At 44.5% G+C, this 21,337-nt stretch carries 20 protein-coding genes; 10 read left to right on the top strand and 10 right to left on the bottom strand.

What is annotated here, in order from left to right; translation table 11 throughout:
* Positions 1–75: 75 nt before the first annotated feature.
* The 3 genes from ACXHJ1_RS02755 to ACXHJ1_RS02745 form a co-directional block, all read right to left on the bottom strand.
* Positions 76–1,026 (bottom strand): DMT family transporter, encoded by a 951-nt coding sequence (locus ACXHJ1_RS02755; protein ID WP_457905563.1) that lies wholly within the window; start codon positions 1,024–1,026, stop codon positions 76–78.
* A gap of 207 nt (positions 1,027–1,233) precedes the next feature.
* A complete protein-coding gene (locus ACXHJ1_RS02750; RefSeq protein ID WP_457906157.1) occupies positions 1,234–2,550 on the bottom strand; it encodes a glutamate-1-semialdehyde 2,1-aminomutase in 1,317 nt (438 codons plus the stop codon).
* Between the two features lie 82 nt (positions 2,551–2,632).
* Entirely contained in the window at positions 2,633–3,754 is a 1,122-nt protein-coding gene (locus ACXHJ1_RS02745) for an LCP family protein (protein ID WP_044788127.1), read from the bottom strand.
* Positions 3,755–3,857: 103 nt separating this feature from the next.
* Here ACXHJ1_RS02745 and ACXHJ1_RS02740 point away from each other — a divergent pair, with 103 nt between their 5' ends.
* The 4 genes from ACXHJ1_RS02740 to bcp are packed head-to-tail and all read left to right on the top strand — an operon-like array spanning position 3,858 to position 6,997.
* Positions 3,858–4,898, top strand: a complete 1,041-nt coding sequence (locus ACXHJ1_RS02740; protein ID WP_016819312.1) for an ABC transporter ATP-binding protein — start codon at positions 3,858–3,860, stop codon at positions 4,896–4,898.
* On the top strand, positions 4,891–5,685 hold the full coding sequence (locus ACXHJ1_RS02735) for an ABC transporter permease (protein ID WP_016819311.1): 795 nt from the start codon (positions 4,891–4,893) through the stop codon (positions 5,683–5,685). The genes ACXHJ1_RS02740 and ACXHJ1_RS02735 overlap by 8 nt, the downstream gene beginning before the upstream one ends.
* A gap of 4 nt (positions 5,686–5,689) precedes the next feature.
* The gene (locus ACXHJ1_RS02730; protein WP_019686156.1) at positions 5,690–6,478 is read left to right on the top strand and encodes an ABC transporter permease; all 789 of its coding nucleotides are present in this window, start codon (positions 5,690–5,692) and stop codon (positions 6,476–6,478) included.
* A 42-nt stretch (positions 6,479–6,520) separates the two neighbouring features.
* Positions 6,521–6,997: a thioredoxin-dependent thiol peroxidase gene (bcp, locus tag ACXHJ1_RS02725; protein ID WP_013369445.1), complete on the top strand. Its 477-nt coding sequence runs from the start codon at positions 6,521–6,523 to the stop codon at positions 6,995–6,997.
* A 66-nt stretch (positions 6,998–7,063) separates the two neighbouring features.
* Here bcp and ACXHJ1_RS02720 read toward each other — a convergent pair whose 3' ends face one another.
* The 6 genes from ACXHJ1_RS02720 to ACXHJ1_RS02695 form a co-directional block, all read right to left on the bottom strand.
* Positions 7,064–8,179 carry a GerAB/ArcD/ProY family transporter gene (locus ACXHJ1_RS02720; protein ID WP_457905562.1) on the bottom strand — a complete coding sequence of 372 codons (1,116 nt, stop codon included), beginning with the start codon at positions 8,177–8,179 and terminating at the stop codon, positions 7,064–7,066.
* Between the two features lie 15 nt (positions 8,180–8,194).
* Positions 8,195–8,431: a hypothetical protein gene (locus ACXHJ1_RS02715; protein WP_457905561.1), complete on the bottom strand. Its 237-nt coding sequence runs from the start codon at positions 8,429–8,431 to the stop codon at positions 8,195–8,197.
* A 30-nt stretch (positions 8,432–8,461) separates the two neighbouring features.
* The gene (locus tag ACXHJ1_RS02710) at positions 8,462–9,571 is read right to left on the bottom strand and encodes a GerAB/ArcD/ProY family transporter (RefSeq protein WP_457905560.1); all 1,110 of its coding nucleotides are present in this window, start codon (positions 9,569–9,571) and stop codon (positions 8,462–8,464) included.
* Positions 9,572–9,576: 5 nt separating this feature from the next.
* Positions 9,577–10,785 (bottom strand): Ger(x)C family spore germination protein, encoded by a 1,209-nt coding sequence (locus ACXHJ1_RS02705; RefSeq protein WP_457905559.1) that lies wholly within the window; start codon positions 10,783–10,785, stop codon positions 9,577–9,579.
* Entirely contained in the window at positions 10,782–12,323 is a 1,542-nt protein-coding gene (locus ACXHJ1_RS02700) for a spore germination protein (protein WP_457905558.1), read from the bottom strand. The genes ACXHJ1_RS02705 and ACXHJ1_RS02700 overlap by 4 nt, the downstream gene beginning before the upstream one ends.
* Positions 12,324–12,838: 515 nt before the next feature.
* On the bottom strand, positions 12,839–13,495 hold the full coding sequence (locus ACXHJ1_RS02695; RefSeq protein WP_164965336.1) for a DedA family protein: 657 nt from the start codon (positions 13,493–13,495) through the stop codon (positions 12,839–12,841).
* 145 nt (positions 13,496–13,640) lie between these two features.
* Between ACXHJ1_RS02695 and guaA the strand changes: the two genes are divergently transcribed.
* A complete protein-coding gene (gene guaA / locus ACXHJ1_RS02690; protein ID WP_017428420.1) occupies positions 13,641–15,179 on the top strand; it encodes a glutamine-hydrolyzing GMP synthase in 1,539 nt (512 codons plus the stop codon).
* A 468-nt stretch (positions 15,180–15,647) separates the two neighbouring features.
* The gene (locus ACXHJ1_RS02685) at positions 15,648–16,265 is read left to right on the top strand and encodes a Type 1 glutamine amidotransferase-like domain-containing protein (RefSeq protein WP_019686161.1); all 618 of its coding nucleotides are present in this window, start codon (positions 15,648–15,650) and stop codon (positions 16,263–16,265) included.
* A 99-nt stretch (positions 16,266–16,364) separates the two neighbouring features.
* Here ACXHJ1_RS02685 and ACXHJ1_RS02680 read toward each other — a convergent pair whose 3' ends face one another.
* Positions 16,365–17,495 carry a Gfo/Idh/MocA family protein gene (locus ACXHJ1_RS02680; protein WP_457905557.1) on the bottom strand — a complete coding sequence of 377 codons (1,131 nt, stop codon included), beginning with the start codon at positions 17,493–17,495 and terminating at the stop codon, positions 16,365–16,367.
* Between the two features lie 129 nt (positions 17,496–17,624).
* On the opposite strand from ACXHJ1_RS02680, the gene ACXHJ1_RS02675 reads away from it, so the two are divergent.
* The 4 genes from ACXHJ1_RS02675 to ACXHJ1_RS02660 all read left to right on the top strand — a co-directional run bounded on the left by ACXHJ1_RS02675 (position 17,625) and on the right by ACXHJ1_RS02660 (position 21,148).
* Positions 17,625–18,470 carry a LysR family transcriptional regulator gene (locus tag ACXHJ1_RS02675; RefSeq protein ID WP_107734907.1) on the top strand — a complete coding sequence of 282 codons (846 nt, stop codon included), beginning with the start codon at positions 17,625–17,627 and terminating at the stop codon, positions 18,468–18,470.
* 186 nt (positions 18,471–18,656) lie between these two features.
* Positions 18,657–19,130 (top strand): MarR family winged helix-turn-helix transcriptional regulator, encoded by a 474-nt coding sequence (locus ACXHJ1_RS02670; protein WP_126666919.1) that lies wholly within the window; start codon positions 18,657–18,659, stop codon positions 19,128–19,130.
* A 37-nt stretch (positions 19,131–19,167) separates the two neighbouring features.
* Positions 19,168–19,557, top strand: coding sequence for a hypothetical protein (locus ACXHJ1_RS02665; protein WP_457905556.1), 390 nt, complete (start codon positions 19,168–19,170; stop codon positions 19,555–19,557).
* Between the two features lie 220 nt (positions 19,558–19,777).
* Positions 19,778–21,148 (top strand): NCS2 family permease, encoded by a 1,371-nt coding sequence (locus tag ACXHJ1_RS02660; RefSeq protein ID WP_016819288.1) that lies wholly within the window; start codon positions 19,778–19,780, stop codon positions 21,146–21,148.
* Positions 21,149–21,337: the final 189 nt, after the last annotated feature.

Below are 21,337 nucleotides of genomic sequence, written 5' to 3'. Positions count from 1 at the left end.
AGAAATCTCCAGGCTGGAATTGCCCAGCTTGGAGATTTCTTTTTTAAGACAAGATTTGTGCCTGCTCTTAGTCCATTATTGCGATTTTGCCGAAGTTGTTTTGATCGGCGCGAAGCTTTTTCGTCCTCCGAAATTGGTGCCCACCACACCGATAATGATCACCACAGCACCAATAATGTGATAGTAGGCAAGCTGTTCCTTCAAAATGTAGGCACCGGCAATCATGGAGATAAGCGTGGATAAATTACCGATCACACTCATTTTGGAGGCTTCGATCCACTTCAAGGCAAAGCTGGACAACAGCGAAGTCACGAGAGTAGACAGTATACCCAGATAAGCCAGTGCCATCCAGTAATCAGGCTTTACCAGTGGAGCTGTATAGGCGCTCATGGAACCATCTATGGCATGATACCCCAAGGCCGCCAGGTTAAAAACGATACATCCTAAAATGGAGGTAACGTAGGTCAACTCCATCGGACTGTATTTTTGCGTTAATGGACGAGCCAGCACGTTATAGCCAGATAGGCATATAGCAGAGAGCACGAGCAGAACAATACCGCCAAAGCTATTGGAAGCCAGCGGTGCTCCGCTCTTCATCACAAATATAAAAACCACACCAAAAACAGAGAGCAGTAAGGATATCTTTTGAAGCACTGTTGTGCGCTCTTTAAGAAAATAGGAGGCTAACAGAAGTGTAAAGATAGGAACGGTAGCTTGAATTATTCCGCCCTCCGATGAAGAAGTGCTCATCAGCCCGAACGCTTGTAAGGGGAAAAAAAGTAAAGGTGAAAGCATCGCCAATGGCAATATGCACAGCATATCACGCCACTTGATATTGATTTTAATCCAACCAAACAGCACTGGAATGGTCAAAGCGATCAATGACAACGCAAAGCGGTGGGCGATCACATCCAGTGGGCTTGCCTCCGTCACTGTCAGTTTTACAAATAAAAATGAGAAGCCAAGTATAGCTGCATAGCTGAGAGCTGCCAGATAGGCGACCCCATTTCTGGAACGACTGTGCATAATAAACCTCCGTAATCATGATCTCAACTTGTGGTTCTCTCAATATAACCGGATGGCATAACCAGATACAATTCATAAATTCTGCAACTGTACGGGTACAGTTGTGAAATGAAAAAGAGCCGGAACGCAGTCTCAGACGTCGGATACCCATCTTTAAGACTACTTCCAGCTCTCATTCTATTCATATTTTATCGCTTACTGCTCTGCTTATTTACCTTGTGACATCGCACGGAACGAATCGTCCGCTGCTTCCAGCGTGGCATCCACATCTTCGTCCGTATGCGCTGTTGTGAGGAACCACGCTTCGAACTTGGATGGTGCCAGATGGATGCCGCGATCCAGCATGTGACGAAAGAAGGATGCGAACGCTTCGCTATCCGTGTCCTGCGCCTGTGCGTAATTCGTGATCGGATGATCACAGAAATGCGTTGAGAACGCTCCGCGAATGCGGTTGATCGTCAATGGCACGCCGTAGCGATCAGCGGAAGACTGAATACCGTCCGTCAGTCTCACAGCCAGACGCTCCATCTCTTCATACACGCCTTCCCCTTGAAGAACTTCAAGACAGGCGATGCCTGAAGAGATGGAAGCCGGGTTGCCTGCCATTGTACCTGCCTGATAGGCTGGGCCGAGTGGGGCAACCTGCTCCATGATCTGCTTGCTGCCGCCGTAGGCACCAATCGGCAGACCACCGCCAATGATTTTGCCCAGCGCGGTCAAATCCGGCTGAATCGCATCATGATTGTCCAGACCTGCATACGTTTGGGTTGAGCCGTAGTGGAAGCGGAAGGCGGTAATGACCTCGTCATAAATGACAAGGGAGCCGTTCGCCCGCGCCATCGAGCACAGCCCTTCCAGATAGCCTGGCAGCGGCATCACCATGCCAAAATTACCGACAATCGGCTCCACCATGACTGCCGCCACATCGTCGCTCCAGTGCTCCAAAGCTTGGCGCAATGCGTCAAGGTCGTTGAATGGCACAGTAATGACCTCGCTCGCAATGTTGGTTGTAATACCTGCGCTGTCAGGTATGCCCAGTGTGGAAGGGCCGGAGCCTGCGGCTACAAGTACCAGATCCGAGTGACCGTGGTAGCAGCCGGCAAATTTGATGATCTTGTTCCGCCCCGTATAGGCTCGTGCTACACGAATCGTCGTCATGACTGCCTCTGTGCCGGAATTCACAAACCGGACTTTATCCATAGAAGGAATAGCCTCCTTCAGCATCTTGGCCAGTTTGATTTCCAATGCCGTCGAGGTTCCGTACAATACGCCATTCGCAGCCGCTTCGCTGATGGCCTTGGTAATATGGGGATGAGCATGTCCGGTAATAATTGGACCGTAGGCCGCCAAATAATCGATATACCGATTATCATCCTCATCCCAGAAATGAGCACCTTGGGCGCGTTTCATGAATACTGGAGCGCCACCGCCCACAGCTTTAAAGGAGCGTGAAGGGCTGTTAACGCCCCCGACAATATGCTCCAGGGCTTCTTTATATAGTGCTTCGGAGTTTTCCCGTTTCATCATCAAAACTTCCTTTCCGTTCATTAAAATAGGGTATACACACGCCAAAGGGCAGCGTTCACGGCTGCCCCTGCATACATCATTATAGCTCTTTTTGTCCTGTCTTTGTTGTTGATTGTGTGGAAGCATCCTCAGTACTGGTTTTATTGCCTCCTGTAAAGGAAGCTTTATCCGTCTTGGAGGACGATGCACTATCCGGCTGTTTCGTTTCGTTTTGATCCTTATTTTGTTCCTGTGTTTGTGTAGGAGGATTATTAAATATATCCTGTACATAAGATTTCAGTTCTTCCGGATCACGGACGGTAAGAACTGCCGCGCCGCCCACATTTTCTTCGCCAAGCAGCTTCATCGGTGGAACCTGTTCGCTGCCTGCAAAGCTGCTTTGGTACCCCACATTCGCTAGCTTCCACATATCGTTAACACTGAGATTCGTATCAATGTACGGGTTAACCTGCTCTAAAATGCTTGGCAGATTAGCAATGGAAGTCGTAGTCTGCATTTTCTGGGCTACAGCCTCCAAAAATGCCCGTTGCCGTCCGGAACGGGAGAAGTCGGACATGGCATCGTGGCGGAATCGCACATATTGAAGCGCCGTCTTGCCGTCCAGATGCTGCATACCCTTTTTCAAATCAATATCGTATTCATGCTTATCCGCATTACTTGTATAATGCATATCCTTTTCCACTTCAAAATCAATGCCGCCTACAGCGTCCACTAGTTTAATAAAGCCTTGGAAATCCGTATACACATAATATTGCACTGGTATGCCCAATAGATCGCCAGCCGTCTTCATGGCCGTATTGGGTCCGTGGGTAATGGCGGTGTTGATCCGATTTTTTCCGTAGCCGGGAATATCCACGTACGTATCACGCAAAATAGAGAACAGGTGCATTTTTTTCTTCACAGGGTCCAGCGATACAACCATCATGCTGTCCGATCGGGGGACTTCCCCTTTCTGGATGCCACGACCATCGACACCCATCAGCAAAATGTTGACCATATCGGTACCTTCCCACTTGGGCGGTTCTGGTGTACGAACCTGATCGACCTGCTTTACATTTTTGAAGGGGGAGTTAGCACCCTCTTTATGCAGATTATCCAGCTGATTATAAATGGATGTAAAATAGTACACGGCAAAGCCGACAATCGCGACGATTACCACGGCTAGAACCGACCATATCGTCCTTTTGGTTCTGCTTGTCATGGATGCTCTCCCTTTCGCTTTTCAGTTCATTACATTATAATTTCTTTTTGGAGCACAATCAATTTAACTATGGATTTTACAAATCCTGATTGAGAGGTATAACATGCTGGCAATTGATGTGCAGGATCTGCGCAAAACATTTAAGGTTCAAAAAAACCGCGAGGGCTTAAAAGGCGCCTTCCTTGATTTATTCGCCCGCGAATACAACGAGGTGGCTGCGGTCAAAGATATATCCTTCCGTATTCCGCAAGGGGAAATATGCGGTTATATTGGTGAGAACGGGGCCGGAAAGTCCACCACGATTAAGATGTTGACAGGTATTCTCGTGCCAACATCGGGACATCTCAAGGTGGGGGGCTATGTCCCTTATGAGGATCGCGAGAAGTTTGTAGGTAACATAGGCGTTGTTTTTGGTCAGCGCAGCCAGCTTTGGTGGGACATCGGCGTGATCGAGTCTTTTCAACTGCTGCGCAAAGTATATCAGGTTCCAGCTATGGACTTCAAACGCAGGCTGGATGAGCTGGTAGAAAGGCTGCAATTGCAGGATTTGCTAAGCCGCCCGGTGCGTAAACTTAGTCTTGGACAACGGATGCGTTGTGAGCTGGTAGCTGCTTTGCTGCACAATCCGTCGATTGTTTTTCTGGACGAGCCGACCATTGGGCTTGATATCATGGTGAAGTCCGAAATTCGTGAGTTTTTGAAGGACATGAACCGGGAACACGGGACCACTATTTTGCTGACGACCCATGATTTGCAGGATATTGAGGCGCTGTGCTCGCGTGTCATTATGTTGGATGATGGGAATATCATTTATGATGGTGGACTGGATGACCTCAAGGCTCGTTGGGGGACAGGTCGGGAAGTACGGTTCCAATTTGGTACGACGACTGTGCTGGAGCAATTGCAGGCATGGACAGCCGATATGCCATTGACGTGGACTATGGATAACGATTTGGCTGCCAAGGTGTGGATTCCTCTTCATATTAATGTATCGGATGTGCTGGCTAGCGTAGTTGGCCGCACGGACATTACGGATATCAAAATCATTGAAACCAACACGGATGATATCGTTCGCAGTATCTATCAGTCTGGCTCGGCAGAACGCCAAGGCAATCCGCTAGTGGAGGCCAAAGTTCATGCTTAGCGTATATACCGATTTTATTCGTATCCGGTTTCTCACGATGCTTGCTTATCGTGTGAACTATTATTCGGGCATACTTATTTATTCCATGAATATCGGCGTGTATTATTTCACATACAAAGCGATATATGGCGATGCGGGTAGTATTGGAGGCTTTACTGCTGCTCAGATGACGACCTATGTAGCCGTATCGTGGATGGCGAGAGCCTTTTATTTTAACAATCTGGATCGCGAAATATCGACAGATATTCGTGATGGAAGCATTGCTATTCAGATGATCCGACCTTATAACTATGTACTTGTTAAGTTTATGCAGGGACTCGGTGAGGGGATGTTTCGCTTCCTCTTGTTTATGATTCCGGGCATGGCGATTGCGATGCTGCTGTTCCCCGTGAAGCTTCCCAGTGACCCGGTAGCCTGGATTGGTTTTCTGGTCATGCTGTTTTTCAGCTTTCTGATCAACACTCAGATTAATATTATTACGGGATTGACGGCCTTTTTTATCGAAAATAATGAGGGCATGATGCGCATGAAGCGCGTAGTCGTAGACCTGTTTTCAGGGTTGATTTTGCCAATTAGCTTGTTTCCGGGCTGGCTGGCAACAATTTCCCAATGGATGCCTTTTCAGGCAATTACTTATTTGCCGGGCTCTGTATTTACGGGACGTGTAAAAGGCGTTGGCATATGGAATGTGCTGGGTATTCAAATCATTTGGCTGGTCGTTCTGCTCGTGCCGATGATCATCATTTGGCGGCTGGCGCGCAGACGTCTGTTCGTGCAGGGAGGGTAAGCCGATGATGTACTATTTGGGTCTCATTAGCGAATATTTGAAAAATTACATGAAGTCACGGCTCACCTATCGTGCCGACTTTTGGGTAGAAGTCATTTCGGATCTGCTCTTTCAGGCCACGAATCTTATTTTTATTTTAGTTATATTTATGCATACAGACAGCTTGGGTGGCTGGAGTGAAAATGAGGTCGTGTTCGTTTATGGATTTTTTATGGTTCCTTACGGACTGTTTAGTTGTTTCGTTAATCTTTGGAACTTTAGCGAGCGTTATATTGTAAAAGGTGAACTCGACCGAGTAATGACCCGTCCTGCGTATAATCTGTTCCAGATTTTCCTTGAAAATGTGGACCCACCCGCGCTGGTTGGCTCAGTGATTGGTCTGATTATTATGGGGATCAGCGGCGCACAGATGGATTTGGCTATGGAGTGGTGGTTTATACCAGCGTTGATCGTTTTGAGTTTAAGTGCCGTGGCGATCTATACGGGTATATACACCATATTGACTTCTCTTTCATTCTTTTCGGATGCGCCCACAGGAATTATTCCGCTCATGTACAATATTCAGGGCTACGGACGTTATCCGGTAACGATCTATAACCGTGCCATTCAGGTTGTGCTGACTTGGATACTGCCTTTTGCTTTTGTTGGCGTATATCCCGCTTCCCTGTTCCTTCAACGAGAGGACATGCGCCATATGGCGCTCTTAACTCCTGTGATGGGAATTGTCTTTCTCACACTAGGCTTATTGGCTTGGAACTGGGGGATTCGGCGTTACCGGGGTGCTGGCTCATAGGGCGGATGATATAAGAACCCCTACAAGATAGGAGATGATAAGATGTCCACGACATTGACCGTTATTGGACAAGCGGCACCAGACTTTGAATTGCCTGGGAGTGAGGGAAAGAGTGTCAAGCTGTCGGATTATCGAGGCAGTAGAGTATTGTTGTACTTTTATCCCAAGGATCTGACCTCTAGTTGTTCGACCCAAGCTTGCGATTTTCGGGATAAACATGCGGAGTTTGAAGGTTTGAACACCGTAATTCTCGGCATAAGCCCTGATCCACTCAAGCAGCATGATAAGTTTATTGCCAAGTATGGTCTACCTTTTCAGTTGCTTTCTGATGAAGAGCATCAGGTGGCTGAGACGTATGGTGTATGGCAGCAAAAACAGATGTACGGCAAGCAGTACATGGGCATTGTTCGTTCTACGTTCCTTATTGATGAGAATGGCATTTTAGTTCATGAATGGCGTGGTTTAAGAGTCAAAGGGCATATTGATGCTGCGCTGGCATACATTCAGGACATGGCGTAAATAAAGAAAAAAACCTTTTGGAATCGGGTTATGCTTTTATAAGCATCGGTTTCAAAAGGTTTTTTGTTAGTTTTTCGGTACGTTTTGCCGATGCTTCCACTTTCGCCGACAGAGGTAAACAACCCACAAAAGAAGCGGAATGAACAAGCCGTTCGTATAATGCCAGGCAGCCATGGGATAAACAAGAGTTCTTACATAATAAAACACATTGGGGGTTACCAAAATGGTCATTCCATACACAAGCGCCCCCGCAGGTATAATAAAAGGTTGAACATTAGAAATTCGAAACAACTGGGTTATACCGAAAGTAAAGGCAAAGAAGAAAATGACTCCCTTAAAATAAGCGACTAGTGCCCATAGCAAAGCAACCAGTGATTCAATGCGTGTAATATAATTCAGCTCATTAATTTTGGTTGAAAGTGCAGATGAAATGTATGGACTGTAGTTGGTCACGAAGGGTCCAATGACAAGCAGGGAGAGCAGCAGAAAGAGGTTAATCAGTACTCCGCCTAGAAGCGATGCGAGCAGCATATCCCTTTTAAAATGACCTTTTTTGTTGACAAAAGGGAAAACCATGAGCATGATAGACATTCCGGCAAAAGGCATTGCCGCGCCTGGAACCATCCCTTTAGCAACAGGAGCGAGCCCGTTTTCCAAAACAGGACGTACATTAGAAAGGTGAATTTGTGGTAGCAGCGCTAGGATCAAGCCACTAAAAACGAATACATACACAGGTATCAAAATCTCGCTAACCCGACTAAAGGCTTCAATTCCCACTAATGCAGCAAGCACAAGCATCAAAACTTCCATCGCCAGTAGAACGCGCAAAGGAGTGTTCTCAAATATCTGTGTAGTCAGATAATCTCCTACCTCTCTTGCATTCAGGGCACTACCCATGAAGAAATAAAACAGATACCAGCAAGAAACAATAGATCCGAACACGGGCCCCAAAATTTTGTGAATCGCTTCAATAAGTGTAAGGTTCGGGTAGAGCTCATGAACGCGAATAAGCACGTAAATAATGATTAAGCCCAGCGGGATGGACAGTATAGAGCTGATCCAGGCGTCCTGATGAGCAATATGTGTAATCATAGTCGGATAGATTAAGAGCATATCCCCGATTAAACTCATAAACATCAGGACAGTCACTTGCCGAACGCTAATACGTGTTTTTTTTAACATGTGGCTGTCTCCTTTCTAAAAACCAAATACATGTGACACAAAAGCGTTAACAGGGTTGTAGATGATTTCAATCAGCACCAGCGGGCTTGGCGTAACCTCTGATTTAGCGGCAAGGACACTAAGCCATGTGCCTATTCCGAGCATAATGATATACACGAACATATCTTTAAAGCGATGTTTTCGATACAATCCAGGCAAATCTTTGGCAGCAATGGCTAGACCGATACAGATAATAACAATGGTGATCAGCACTGTGAAGGCTCCTTCCGTTAAGGGTGTGGGTCAACCGGTTCCCAGGCTGGTGCGGCCTTTCGATCTTAACTTGTAAACGATAAGCAGCAGCGAAGGAAGGACAACGGAATCTGTCAAATCCCAATAAATCCAGGCGTGGACGATCGTATCCAGATAATAAGTAATATTAGGCGCCGACACGATAATTAGACCAAACAGGATCATGAAGCTTGGACCCAGGAAGGTCCGAACATTATTTAATCGCAGTAGCTGAGTCATTCCTAAAGTAAAGGCAAAGAAGTGTAAAATGGTTTTAACAAAAGTAGTGATAATCCAGGCAGTACTCATCATGGATTCAATTCTCTGTAAGAAATTTCCTATGTTGATCTTTTTAGATAGCGTATAAGAGGTATACACACTATGTTCGGTTACAAAAGGGCCTAGAACCAGGAGAGAAACCAGGAGTAGTATGCTTAACAGAAGGCTGGCAGCAAGTCCGGCTAGTAAAACGGACCTTTTTAGACCCGGTTGTTTGCTCACATAGGGAAAAATCATGAGTAAAAAAGCTAATTCTCCGAATGGGTAGGACAATGCAAAAATGCCGCCTTCCATAATTGTAGGAATGCCTTGCTCCATTATAGGCTTAAGTTGCTGACTGTCACATTGGGGAAGCAAACACAGAATTAAAAACAAAGTGAAAGCCAAGCATAATGGAAACAAGATTTGAGCCGTACGCGCAATAGGCTCCAGCCCCATATACATGCCCCACATCAGCACAAGGATTAAGAGTAAATTGATAACGGGAAGAGGTGTCATCACATAGGTTTGGTTATTCATAAAATCCCCGACTTCTCTTAAATAAATCGCAGAATTCATTAATAAATGGAACAAATACCATATGGAGATGAGGGCGCCTAGCCACCGACCCAAAATTCGCTGACTGAGCTGAATAAAGGTGAGATCAGGATATAGCTGATGTACCCGCAGGAGTAGCATTAGTAAAGCCAGTCCTGCAGGAATACTTAAGAATGAGCTGATCCAGGCATCCTGCTTGGATATAGCTGTGATGAGGGAGGGATACACCAGTACACAGTCTCCGATAATACTCAAAAATACGAGTACGGCTATATTTGTAATGCTGATACGCCCTTTCTCCTCCACCAAGCTCACTCCTTCATTTCTTTTTGGAACGATTCAAACAAGGAACCAATTTTTTTGATCTTGGTTTTTGCCTTGTATTCAATCTGTAAATCCATAAACGGATTTTCTTTTTCTTCTTTTAGTCTTTTCCAAAGCTCTGGTTTGGACTGGTGAATCAGCTGACCAAAGCCAAAAATGTCTGACTTAAACTCACGTCGAACGGTCTCGACGGAATGCTTCATAATTTCAACGATTTTTTCATTGCTTGCGGCCTCAATTTCTTTGATATCCGCCATACTGCTTAACTTCATATGCTGGCAGTTGACCTCTCGTACTGTGCTGTCGTTGGTAACGGATATGGAGATAACAGGCTCTCCATCGCGAATAAGCACTTTTTTTTGGGTGTTACTGCTTAAGGTTAATAAGGCAATGTCCCCCCCTCCCTGACAGTCCACGTGTCCCATAGTAGAATCCACTGTATTCCGAATGTAATTGAACCCTTTACTGTCTCTTTCGTTGATCCAGCCCAACAAGCGGTCTTTTTTTAATACACCGATACCAGAGAACCTTAATATGGTTTCAGGAGATATGTTTTTGGTGTCATCTTCACCTTTATCTACAGACGACTCTACATTTCCGACAGCTTCCAATGCGGGTAGAGTGGACTGGATGTCAGGATTAGCCAAGTTACTAAGCAATTGATCCATAGTTACTTTGGTGGCAGGAGCCCATGTTTTGGTTAACGTATCCAACGAAGCAAACATTTTATTGGCTGGCAACTTTTCCAGTGGGGTGGGGATTTTTAAAATCGTTGAGGCTTTGTTGTTTTTGGCTATCGCAATATAAAAGTCGCTTCTGGTAAAGGGCTCTCGCATCAAGGCTTCAATCGCATCAGAAATTCCCTTTCTCGCATACTCCTCGCCTAAAATCAGCATACGAATGTGAGATAAATAGATAGAGCGCGGGCTTGTATCCGTCATTTTTTGAATAGCCTCATGAATCGTGGGCGCAGTGGCCTGATAAGTAACAACCGGAGAGCCTGCACTCGGTGAAGACTTGGAAGCTACTGCAGAAGGAATAACCACCTGAGCAGTCACCTTATACTGGTCTCCTTCCATATCCACTCCGATCCCAATAGCGATGCCCAGCTCGTTTAATTCTGTTCGATCCCAGCACCCACCCAATAGTAAAGCAATCAGCCCCCAAGCGATGAGCAAATGTTTGGTCTGCTTCATGGTTGATCCCTTCTGGTATTTGATTTATTGCCAATCCGTCTTTTCTTTGTTTTTTGGCGGATTGTATTTTGGATAGGCATGGATTGAGGTCGTGACTTCATACGAGGCCAAGGTAGGCGAAACAGCGTATCTTTTATATCACTTTCAACATATGGGCCGAACGGGCTCATATAAGATACACCGAACGATCGCAGACTAGTTAAGTGCAGTAAAAGTACGATTAACCCCATCAATATTCCAAGAAGTCCGAAGGCTGCGGCTAGCATCATTAAAGCGAAGCGTACAATACGAACCGCTATCGACAAACCGTTTTCTGGAATCACATAGCTGGAGATTGCTGTAATGGACACTACAATGACCATAGCCGCCGAGACAACCCCTGCATCTACGGCTGCTTGCCCAATAACCAGTGTGCCTACAATCGAGACAGCTTGTCCGACGGTCTTGGGTATTCGGACTCCTGCTTCACGCAAAATCTCATAAGTAATTTCCATAAGCATCGCCTCGATAAAAGCTGGAAACGGTACGCCTTCCCTTTGTGCGGCGAGACTGACCAACAGGTTTGTAGGAATCATCTCTTGATGAAAGGTAGTTACCGCAATATACACTGCGGGTGCAAGCATGGCGATAAAGAAGGAAAAGAAACGCAGCAAACGCAGCAACGTACTGATGTCAGCACGCTGGTAATAATCCTCGGCCGACTGGAAAAATTGAACGAACAATGCAGGTATCAACAGAACAAAGGGTGTTCCATCCACTAATATAGCAATTCGGCCTTCCAGCAGGCTGGCAGCGACTGAATCCGGACGCTCGCTGTTATAAATGGTCGGAAATGGGGTGAAGGTCTCATCCTGAATCTCCTCTTCGATGTAACCCCCTTCCAGAATTCCGTCAATATCAATTCGGTCCAAACGATCTCTCAGTTCCTGAATAACCCCTTCGTCAGCGATTCCCTTGATATACATTACGGACACATTGGTATGAGTCACTTGACCAATCTGTCTTGTTTCCATCCACAGCCGCGGATCACGGATTCGCCTACGTATTAGAGCTGTATTGGTACGCAAATTTTCAGTAAAACCCTCCATTGGACCCCGTACAACAGTCTGGGATTGGGGCTCGCTGACATTGCGATCCTCCCAACCGACCGCATCAATCCATATGCCCTTTGCGTATCCATCCAGCAAAATGATAATACTGCCGGATAACATTTGATTGAATAGGGCGTCCATTTCATCCACACTACCTGAGTGACCCGCAATTAAAACCTGATCCTTTAAATAGTCAAATGGCTCTACGTCCTCCGGTACATGATGTTCGTTTACCCGCATCAATGAACGCAGGACGGAATCATGAAGTAATTGAGTGTTGACCAGACCATCGATATAAAACAGAGCTGCTGGCCATTTTTGCATCCATAATAGCTCTTTAATGATTACATCTCCGCTGTTTCCAAAGGAGCTCTCGATATGATTTACATTATCTTTCAAGTTAGAGGATACATGAGTAAGTGGACAACTTTTATTCTGATTTGGCATACGTAAAATCCTCCGATATTGGAGTTTGTTGGCTTAGTATGCTCTGAATATATGAATTTATGCCTTGACGGCTGCAAAGTAATCTGATGATTAGTGCTAAATGGTTAATTATATTTTTGTTTAATTTATGGAGTCTGTCGTATTAGAACTGATTAGAATGGTAGATTGGCAGTACAGGGAGTTATTCGCTGTAGGTAACATTAATGGAATTGGGGGGGCGTTTCTCCGTATCGCTTTGTTGGCTTTAATATAACGGCTTATGGGTTCGGGATTTAGCGTAGGTGTCTTACTGTCTAGTGGGTGATTCCTTTTTTGGTCCTGTCATCTGCGGAGGGTCTGCTTATTACCCGCATATTTGGAAACATTATTAATGCAGGAGACCCCATTGTATTTACAGGGTCCATTGTTGGGTATGCTGACGACGTAGAACCAAGGTATCATCGGATTGTCTATGTTTGGAGCAGGGGTAGCTCGAATCATGAGCCGCGAATGTGGGCTCGGCTGAAGGAGTTTAACTATTCCGTGTCATCCTTGTGGCTGGTTTTTACTGATTTTTTGGATTTGTATAGCGATCCAAACAGGAAGCTTCTCCATCGATATATAAAATACAGCAGGATTACGAATCCAACCGCTGCTGCGATTCGTAGTGCGTACAGCTCTACCAAATGGAAAATAGCATCCCATTGCGGGCCAAACAGCTTGCCGATGCTTAGAAAGAGGACGACCCAGAATAAAGCACCGCTGTAAGCATACAGGACAAATTTACGGAAAGAAAGAGCTATAATTCCAGCAAAATAGCCGGTAAAATGCCTGACACCTGGGATGAAATATCCAAGGAAAATAAGCCAGTATCCATAACGTTGAAACCATTTTTGTGTTTTCTGTAGCTTGTCCGGCGATAACAAAACCCATTTGCCATATTTCTGAATAAAGGGAAGTCCAGCCCATTTTCCAATAAAGTAGGTAATGGTCATACCGATGGTTGTGCCCAAAAAAGCTAACAGCACCAGCTTGCTGAAATCCAGAGCACCGGCATAGGAGAGATATCCCGCATAAGCCATCGTGGTTTCCCCGGGAAAAGGCAAGGCAATAAACTCCAGCAGCAAGCCGAAAAAAAGGACGCCGTATCCATATTCTTCGAACAATTGCGCAATCCATTTCAGCACATCCATCGTGTACACTCCTACGGGCAGATTAAGTAATTTAGAATCAATTTATTTTATCAATCTTTTCATGACCACTCAACTATGGTTGATTTCTTGACGTGTTGTTTTATCGTTGCGTATAATGAAACGAACAATTGAGGGAGGCACGGTAATGAATAAGCCTAATGAAATCGTTGTAGTTCTCGATTTTGGAGGACAATACAACCAGTTAATTGCAAGAAGAATTCGGGATCTCGGCGTATATAGCGAGCTCCTTCCATACAATACGCCTGCGGAGAAGCTGAGAGAGCTGGCGCCGAAAGGAATTGTTTTCTCAGGCGGACCTTCTAGCGTATACACAGACAATGCTCCTCAGGTGGATCGGGCAATTTATGATCTTGGCATCCCTATCTTTGGTATTTGTTATGGCATGCAGCTGATGGCCCACCAACTGGACGGTAAAGTAGAACGTGCGGGCAAGCGTGAATATGGCAAAGCAGACGTGCAATTCAATGAGGATGCCCGTTTGACTAAAGGGCTGGATTCTCGTCAAACGGTATGGATGAGCCATGGCGATCACGTTACAGATCTGCCAACTGGCTTTACACTGGATGCGGGAACAGAGAGTGCTCCGATTGCTGCGATGAGTAACCTGGAGCGGAATCTGTATGCGGTACAATTCCATCCAGAGGTGCGTCATTCTGTTCAAGGTAATGAGATGATTAGCAACTTCCTGTATGAAGTGTGTGGTTGTGAAGGCAACTGGACCATGGAATCGTTCATTGAAGAGCAAATCCGTGAAATCCGCCAGCAAGTAGGCGACAAGAAAGTACTGTGCGCTTTAAGTGGCGGCGTGGATTCTTCCGTCGTAGCCATGCTTATTCACAGAGCTATCGGCGACCAACTGACATGTATGTTCATTGATCACGGACTGCTGCGCAAAGGTGAAGCCGAAAGTGTAATGGAGACGTTCGTTGGTAAATTTGATATGAAAGTTGTCAAAATTGATGCACGTGAGCGTTTCCTGTCCAAACTGGCAGGAGTGGATGATCCAGAACAAAAACGTAAAATCATCGGTAACGAGTTTATTTACGTTTTTGAAGAAGAATCAGCTAAATTCGATGATTTTGACTTCCTGGCACAAGGCACGTTGTACACAGATATTGTAGAGAGCGGAACAGCAACGGCACAAACTATCAAGTCGCACCATAACGTGGGCGGTTTACCGGAAGACATGAAATTCAAACTGATCGAGCCACTGAATGCTTTGTTCAAGGATGAAGTGCGTAAAGTCGGCGAAGAATGTGGACTTCCGGCCGAAATTGTATGGCGTCAGCCATTCCCAGGTCCGGGTCTTGCCATCCGTGTATTGGGCGAAGTGACAGAGGACAAGCTCAAGATTGTCCGTGATTCTGACTTTATTTTGCGCGAGGAGATTGCCAAAGCGGGTCTGGATCGGGAGATTTGGCAATACTTCACCGCTCTGCCGAATATGAAGAGTGTTGGCGTTATGGGCGATGCCCGTACGTATTCCTACACTGTAGGTATTCGCGCAGTAACGTCGATCGACGGTATGACCGCCGACTGGGCACGTATCCCTTGGGACGTGTTGGAGAAAATCTCCGTTCGTATTGTCAACGAAGTGGACAACGTCAATCGTATCGTGTACGACGTAACTTCCAAACCACCAGCAACAATCGAGTGGGAATAAGCGTGGAGACTCCCGCATCGTAACCACGAACCTTTTGAGATTCACCAATACAACATCAGGCTCCTCCGCATCGGCGAATTATCGCTATGCGGTTGGAGTCTTTTTTTACGGGGGTAAGGTCGAAACTTTGCTCGGGAAAGTTTTACTGCACGGCAACCTCAATCGACGAGGTTTAGCTAAAGGCGAACAGCATGGCCTCATGCGACGGATATATAAAGTCATTTGTTATTACAAAACAGAATATGAAGTTGAAAAAAGGAGATATTATTCAATGGTAATGTCTCCTCTTTTTATATGAATTTATTAGCTCAAGCTATAAATAGCTTAAATCAAGTATGGAATTAAACGTTTGTTTTTCATGTCATCCTCTAATGGTGTCATGTTTTGATACCAATATATTTTATAATTTATCTAGATTAAAGTGTTACATATCCCGGTTCATTGAACGCTACTAAGGAGAATAAAGAGATGAAAAAATTATTTTTGTCGTCCTCATTTAAGGATGTTGCACCATGCTTAGTCCATTTCGCCGATGAAAACTTGGAAGGAAAAAAAGTCACTTTCATCCCAACCGCAAGTATTCCAGAGAAAGTTAAGTTTTATGTGAATACAGGGAAAAAAGCATTAGAGAATTTAGGATTAATCGTGGATGAAATCGAAATCAGCACAGCAACATGGAATGAAATAGAGAGTAAAATTAGAGGAAATGACTATATTTATATGACCGGAGGCAACACATTTTATTTACTTCAAGAGTTAAGAAGAACCGGAGCTGACAAAATCATTGCTGAGGAAGTTAATGCAGGGAAGTTGTATATAGGCGAATCGGCAGGTTCGATGATTTTATCACCTAATATCGAATATGCCCGACTTATGGACAATGTGCAGGAGGCGCCTGCTTTGGATTCCTTTGCTGCACTCAGGGCAATTGAATTCTATCCAGTCCCTCACCATACGAACATCCCGTTTAAAAAAGCAGTGGAGAACATCATTGAGGAATATGGCAGCCAATTAAATTTATATCCAATCAGCAACGAAGAGGTTATTTTGGTTGAAGGTGATAGTATAAAAGTCGAGAATGCATGACTTCATTAAATAAAGGAGAATTTTAACTGATAAATATTTTAAAGAACCTTCAATCCACATCTATCATGGTATTGAAGGTTCTTTTTTTAAAATTCTAACTTACCATACGATCTTTTTCCCAGTTGTAGCCGATTCCTCGATGCGGTCCAGTAACTGATGCAGTTTTAAGGCATGGTTGAAGTCGGGGGCGAGACGGGTGTCCGTCAAAATATCCCTGGCAAATACATGATGAGCTTTGGCTACATTCAGGGTTACCCCTTCTCTTGGGAAATCCAGGGTACTATCAGGTTCATGAGCTATACTGATTGTTTCAAAAACACCGTTAGGCGCATGACTCTGCTCACTACTTGGATCATATATCAGTTTTTCAAGCGTCAGATTCCCAAATTGAATATGCCCAAGCGAAGGATTCTGTGACAAACGCAAAATGCCCTTTTTCCCCTGAATCTCTAGCTCAAACTTAGAATTCACTCCACCTTGAATGTGAACGGATGTCGGTGCTCCATTTTCCATTAGTCCGTGAATCAGAATTTGATCGGCAGTATCCTTGGGAATGACTTCACCCGTTTCATGAATAATGGCTTCATTATAACGGGAGGATGTGATGGCCGATAGCTCACGGAATTCGCCAACGATGTATTGTAGCGCATCCAAGGAATGCCCTCCGTTAATGGTCAGTAGGTTGGCACCACTGGCTCTATTCAGCAGATAAGACGTATCCTGATTTGTTCGTCCTCCTTTGCCGGGAGTAGCTACTTGCATATGACAGGATACTATTTCACCAATTGTCCCGTCTTCCACCAGCTTTTTCATCATTTGCACCTCAAAATCCTGACGTGCCTGCAAGCCGACGGTATGATGGATGCCCGCCAGTTCCGCCGCCTTAGCCATTTCAGTAGCTTCCGCAGTGTTGGCCCCCAGAGGCCACTCACAAAAAATATGCTTTCCCTCTTGAATAGCCGCCATCACCGCCTCATAATGATGGGGAACTTTAACGCTCACCACGACCATGTCCACATCCTCGGCAGCTGCGAGCTTTTTGGCATCGTCAAAAGCTAATGTTGCCCCTACGTCCTCTGCACTTTTTCGTGCACTCTCCATACGGGAAGTGCCGATGGCCGTGATATCTAAGCTCGGGTGCTTGAGCAAAGCAGGAATATGCGTTTGGCTGGCCCATTTGTTATTCATCGAACCTCCTATGATACCTGCACGAATCTTCTGTTTAACCATGTGCCATCCCTCCTAATTTTAAAATGTGAGTAGAAAATAACGCTTAAGCCCAATATAATACACTTAACTCATAAAGAATAATGCTTGTTAATGATGTAGATATCATTTTATTTGATGGGAGGTAAAGCGGTGGATATTCAAAATATGCAGGCATTCGTTTCGGTGGCAGAGCTTAGAAGTCTAACAGAAGCTGCCCAGAAGCTGAATCATCTGCAATCGAATATGACGGCAAAAATAAAGAAGCTGGAGACCTATTATGGCACAGTGTTATTTTACAGAAAGCCTCGTGGTATGGAACTGACACCCGCAGGCGAAATTTTATACGCTCAGTACAAGCAAATTTTGCTGCTATGGCAAGACACGGAGATGAAAATGAGACCCCAGGAGGAAAAACTGCGCGTCGGTACAATGCAGTCCATTGTAGCAGGCGAAACAACAAGGGCGCTAACGAAGGTATATGAGATGTATCCGCAGGTTTCGGTGACATTAAAAACGGGAACCACCACGGAAATGGAACAATTCATCCTCGACGGAGAGCTTGATATTGCTTTTGTTACAGGATATCCTACCAACCCATATATTCATTATCAAAAAATATGCCGTGAAGAGCTGGTGCTGGTGGGGAAAGGTATACACGAAGGTTCGGATCTCCAGCAAGTACTACAAGGAGCTTCTATTATCATATTGTCGGATAGCTGCCTATACCTCACGCATTTAGAGAAGATGTATCAGGACATGCAATTGACCCATGGTGAGGTTGTCGAGGTTGGAATATTTGATACGATGGTGGAATTCGCTCTAATGGGAATGGGAATTACCCTTATGTCCAAAAAGCTGGCCCGGCAATTTAAAGTAGCATCCTATTTACTCGTTCCTCCGGTTTTTGGCTACATGGATACATATTTAATATCCCGTCCCAATCACAAAATGACAGCAATCGAACATAAATTTATCGAAATCAACAATACGATCTAATAGATAGGAGAGACATCGAATGCCAATTAATCAAGGCAAATACCAAGGTAGCCATGCTGTATTTCTGGGCGATAGCATTACGTTTGGATATGACTTGCGTGATGGAGAAAAGCCATAGTCCCAACTTTTTTGTGATATGTAGACTTGTCTCATGGCTTGTTTATTTATAGTGAGGGTGTATAATACTTGATATATCAATTGATGGATCAAGTATCAGAAGGAGGCGAGGTAGTCATCGAACATTGCTCTGAAAAAAGCCAGTTATTTTATCGTATGCATCTTTTGTGTAAAGAAATGAATAACGCTTTTGAAGCACAGTTAAAAACCAGCTTTACCAAGGTCGAAATTTTGTATCATATTGACCATCGTCAGGAATTAAGTCAGCTGGAGCTTCAACATCTGCTCGTTCTGGATGGTGCAGCAGTGACCCGGCATCTGAAAAGGCTGGAAGAGGAAGGTCTGATTTTACGCAGTAAAAAAGAGCAGGATAAGCGTGTAACTTATATACGTTTAACCGAATTAGGGATTCAAGAGCTGCAAGTTTTGACAGAGCAAAGACAAGCCTTTCAGGAACAACTTCTCTACAATTTTCAAGACGAGGAAATTGTGGCTTTAACAGATGCACTACAGCGTATGTCTAGCAATGTGAAGAATATGTAAAAATATGCGAGGACAAAATGATTTTGGAGGCCACTCGATGAAGATTTTAGAAGACTATTTTCACTACTATGATTTAGCAAAAGATGATGAGACGAGCAGAGAACGTTTAATCAGCCTTTTTTCCGAGAAGATTGAGTTTGTATTGAATGGTAATCGAAAACAAGGCATGAACAGATGGAAAAGCTTTTTGAACATGTTCTTCGAGGGGACGCTCGAAATCAAGCATATGTATGAGGGGTGGAAGCTTTTTTCCGAAGAAGCTGATACCTATCAAACTAAATGGGCAGTGTGCGGTAAAAAAGTAACAGGCGAAGTTTATACACTTACTGGAGTGGACAAAGCCCGACTGGATACAGAAGGGAAGATCGTTTATCTGGAAAATATACCAGATACAGCGGATGCCTTTGATAAGTATAAAAATATCTGATTATCCTAAATAATAATCCGCCAGCTGTATAATAGCTTGCGGGTTATCTATTTTCCGAACAATACATATGTGTTCAATTTGTAACATTCGTTTTTTCTGTTGACAAGCCGTAGGCGAGAGCCTAAAATAACGGATGTAATATAGCGTATATGAAGGCGAATATTACAGCAATTGAACGACAACAATACGAGTATGCTTTGCGTAGGAGGAATTACGACTCATGGAGCGTTTCTTTAAATTAAAGGAACATGGCACGAACGTCCGCACCGAGATTATTGCGGGGATCACTACTTTTATGACTATGGCTTATATCCTGGTGGTCAACAATACCTTTTTGGGACCAACTGGAGCTGGGATGCCTAGTGAAGCTGTTTTCTTTGCGACAGCAGTAGGTGCAGGTTTAGTAACCATTCTGATGGGCTTGTTTGTAAATGTGCCGATCGGTATGGCACCAGGGATGGGCTTGAATGCTTATTTTATGACTGTAGTCTTGAGTTCTAATGGGATGATTACTTGGCAAGCGGCACTTGGCGCTGTATTTATATCCGGTATCGTCTTTCTGATTTTAACTGTTACCCGGGTTAGACAGATGCTGCTTGTTGCAGTTCCGGAGAATTTAAAAACCGCTATTACAGTTGGTATCGGCTTGTTTATCACAATTGTTGGCTTCAAGCTTTGTAATCTGGTTATGGTGAGTATTGTTCCAGGGACAGATGTTGGTCAACCGGTTCCGGGTCATGCTTTTAATTTGGTTCTGGGTAGCCTGGTACATCAAAAGGATGCGCTGCTGGCGCTAATCGGGTTGCTCATTATCGCAGCGTTGATGGTCGTTCGGGTCAAAGGCGCATTGCTGATTGGAATCGTAGCTACTACATTAATCGGTATTCCGATGGGTGTAACGAATCTGAGTAGCTTGACAACAGGCCACTGGATTCCAAATTTCAGCAATTTGGCAGTAGGTCAGCTAGACCTGAAGGCAGCTTTGCATATTGGTTTGTTTGATATTATTTTCATCTTCACATTTGTAGAGTTGTTTGATACGTTCGGTACGTTGGTAGGTACAGCTACACGCGCAGGCATAATGAAAGATAAGAAAAAAGGCGAGAAAATTATCGGTAAAGCGATGCTGGTAGATGCTGTTGGCGTAAGTACTGGTGCGGTATTGGGTACAAGTACAATTACAGCATTTGTAGAAAGCTCCGCAGGGGTAGAAGAAGGTGGCCGTACAGGTCTCACTGCTGTAACGACAGGCGTTCTGTTCTTGTTGGCCCTCTTTATTGCGCCGCTGGCACTGGTTGTGCCCTCTGCGGCTACTGCTCCGGCTCTGATTATCGTTGGGGTGTTGATGATGAGTCAGGTTCGTAATATTGACTGGGATAACTTCCTGTTGGCATTCCCAGCGTTTCTGACTATTGTTTTGATGCCTTTTACAGGTGGAATTGCGAATGGTATTTCTGCTGGTATTCTGTCTTACGTTGTGCTGGCTGTGTTCAGTAATTTGTTTACCAGCAATAAAGTTAAAATTCACTGGCTTATGTGGGTGCTTGCTATAATTGTAGTAATCCGCTTTGCCTTTATGGGCTCCGAATAATTCAGTAGATATAAAATACAGAACCTCTTTCCTGTTGGTTTAAAAGGGAGGAGGTTCTTTTTTATAGTTAAGCACGAGTAAAAACAAAAGAGTTAATATATGAAAGAAAACGATTAATAAATATGTGTTGTGAAAATTTATATAAATAATACTTGCAAACTAAAATTACATATGGTATATTCTAATTCC

The sequence above is a fragment of the Paenibacillus sp. ALE2 genome (genome assembly GCF_054113385.1).
The sequence above is the reverse complement of the archived record's forward strand: the minus strand, read 5'-3'. Positions and strand labels throughout refer to the sequence as shown.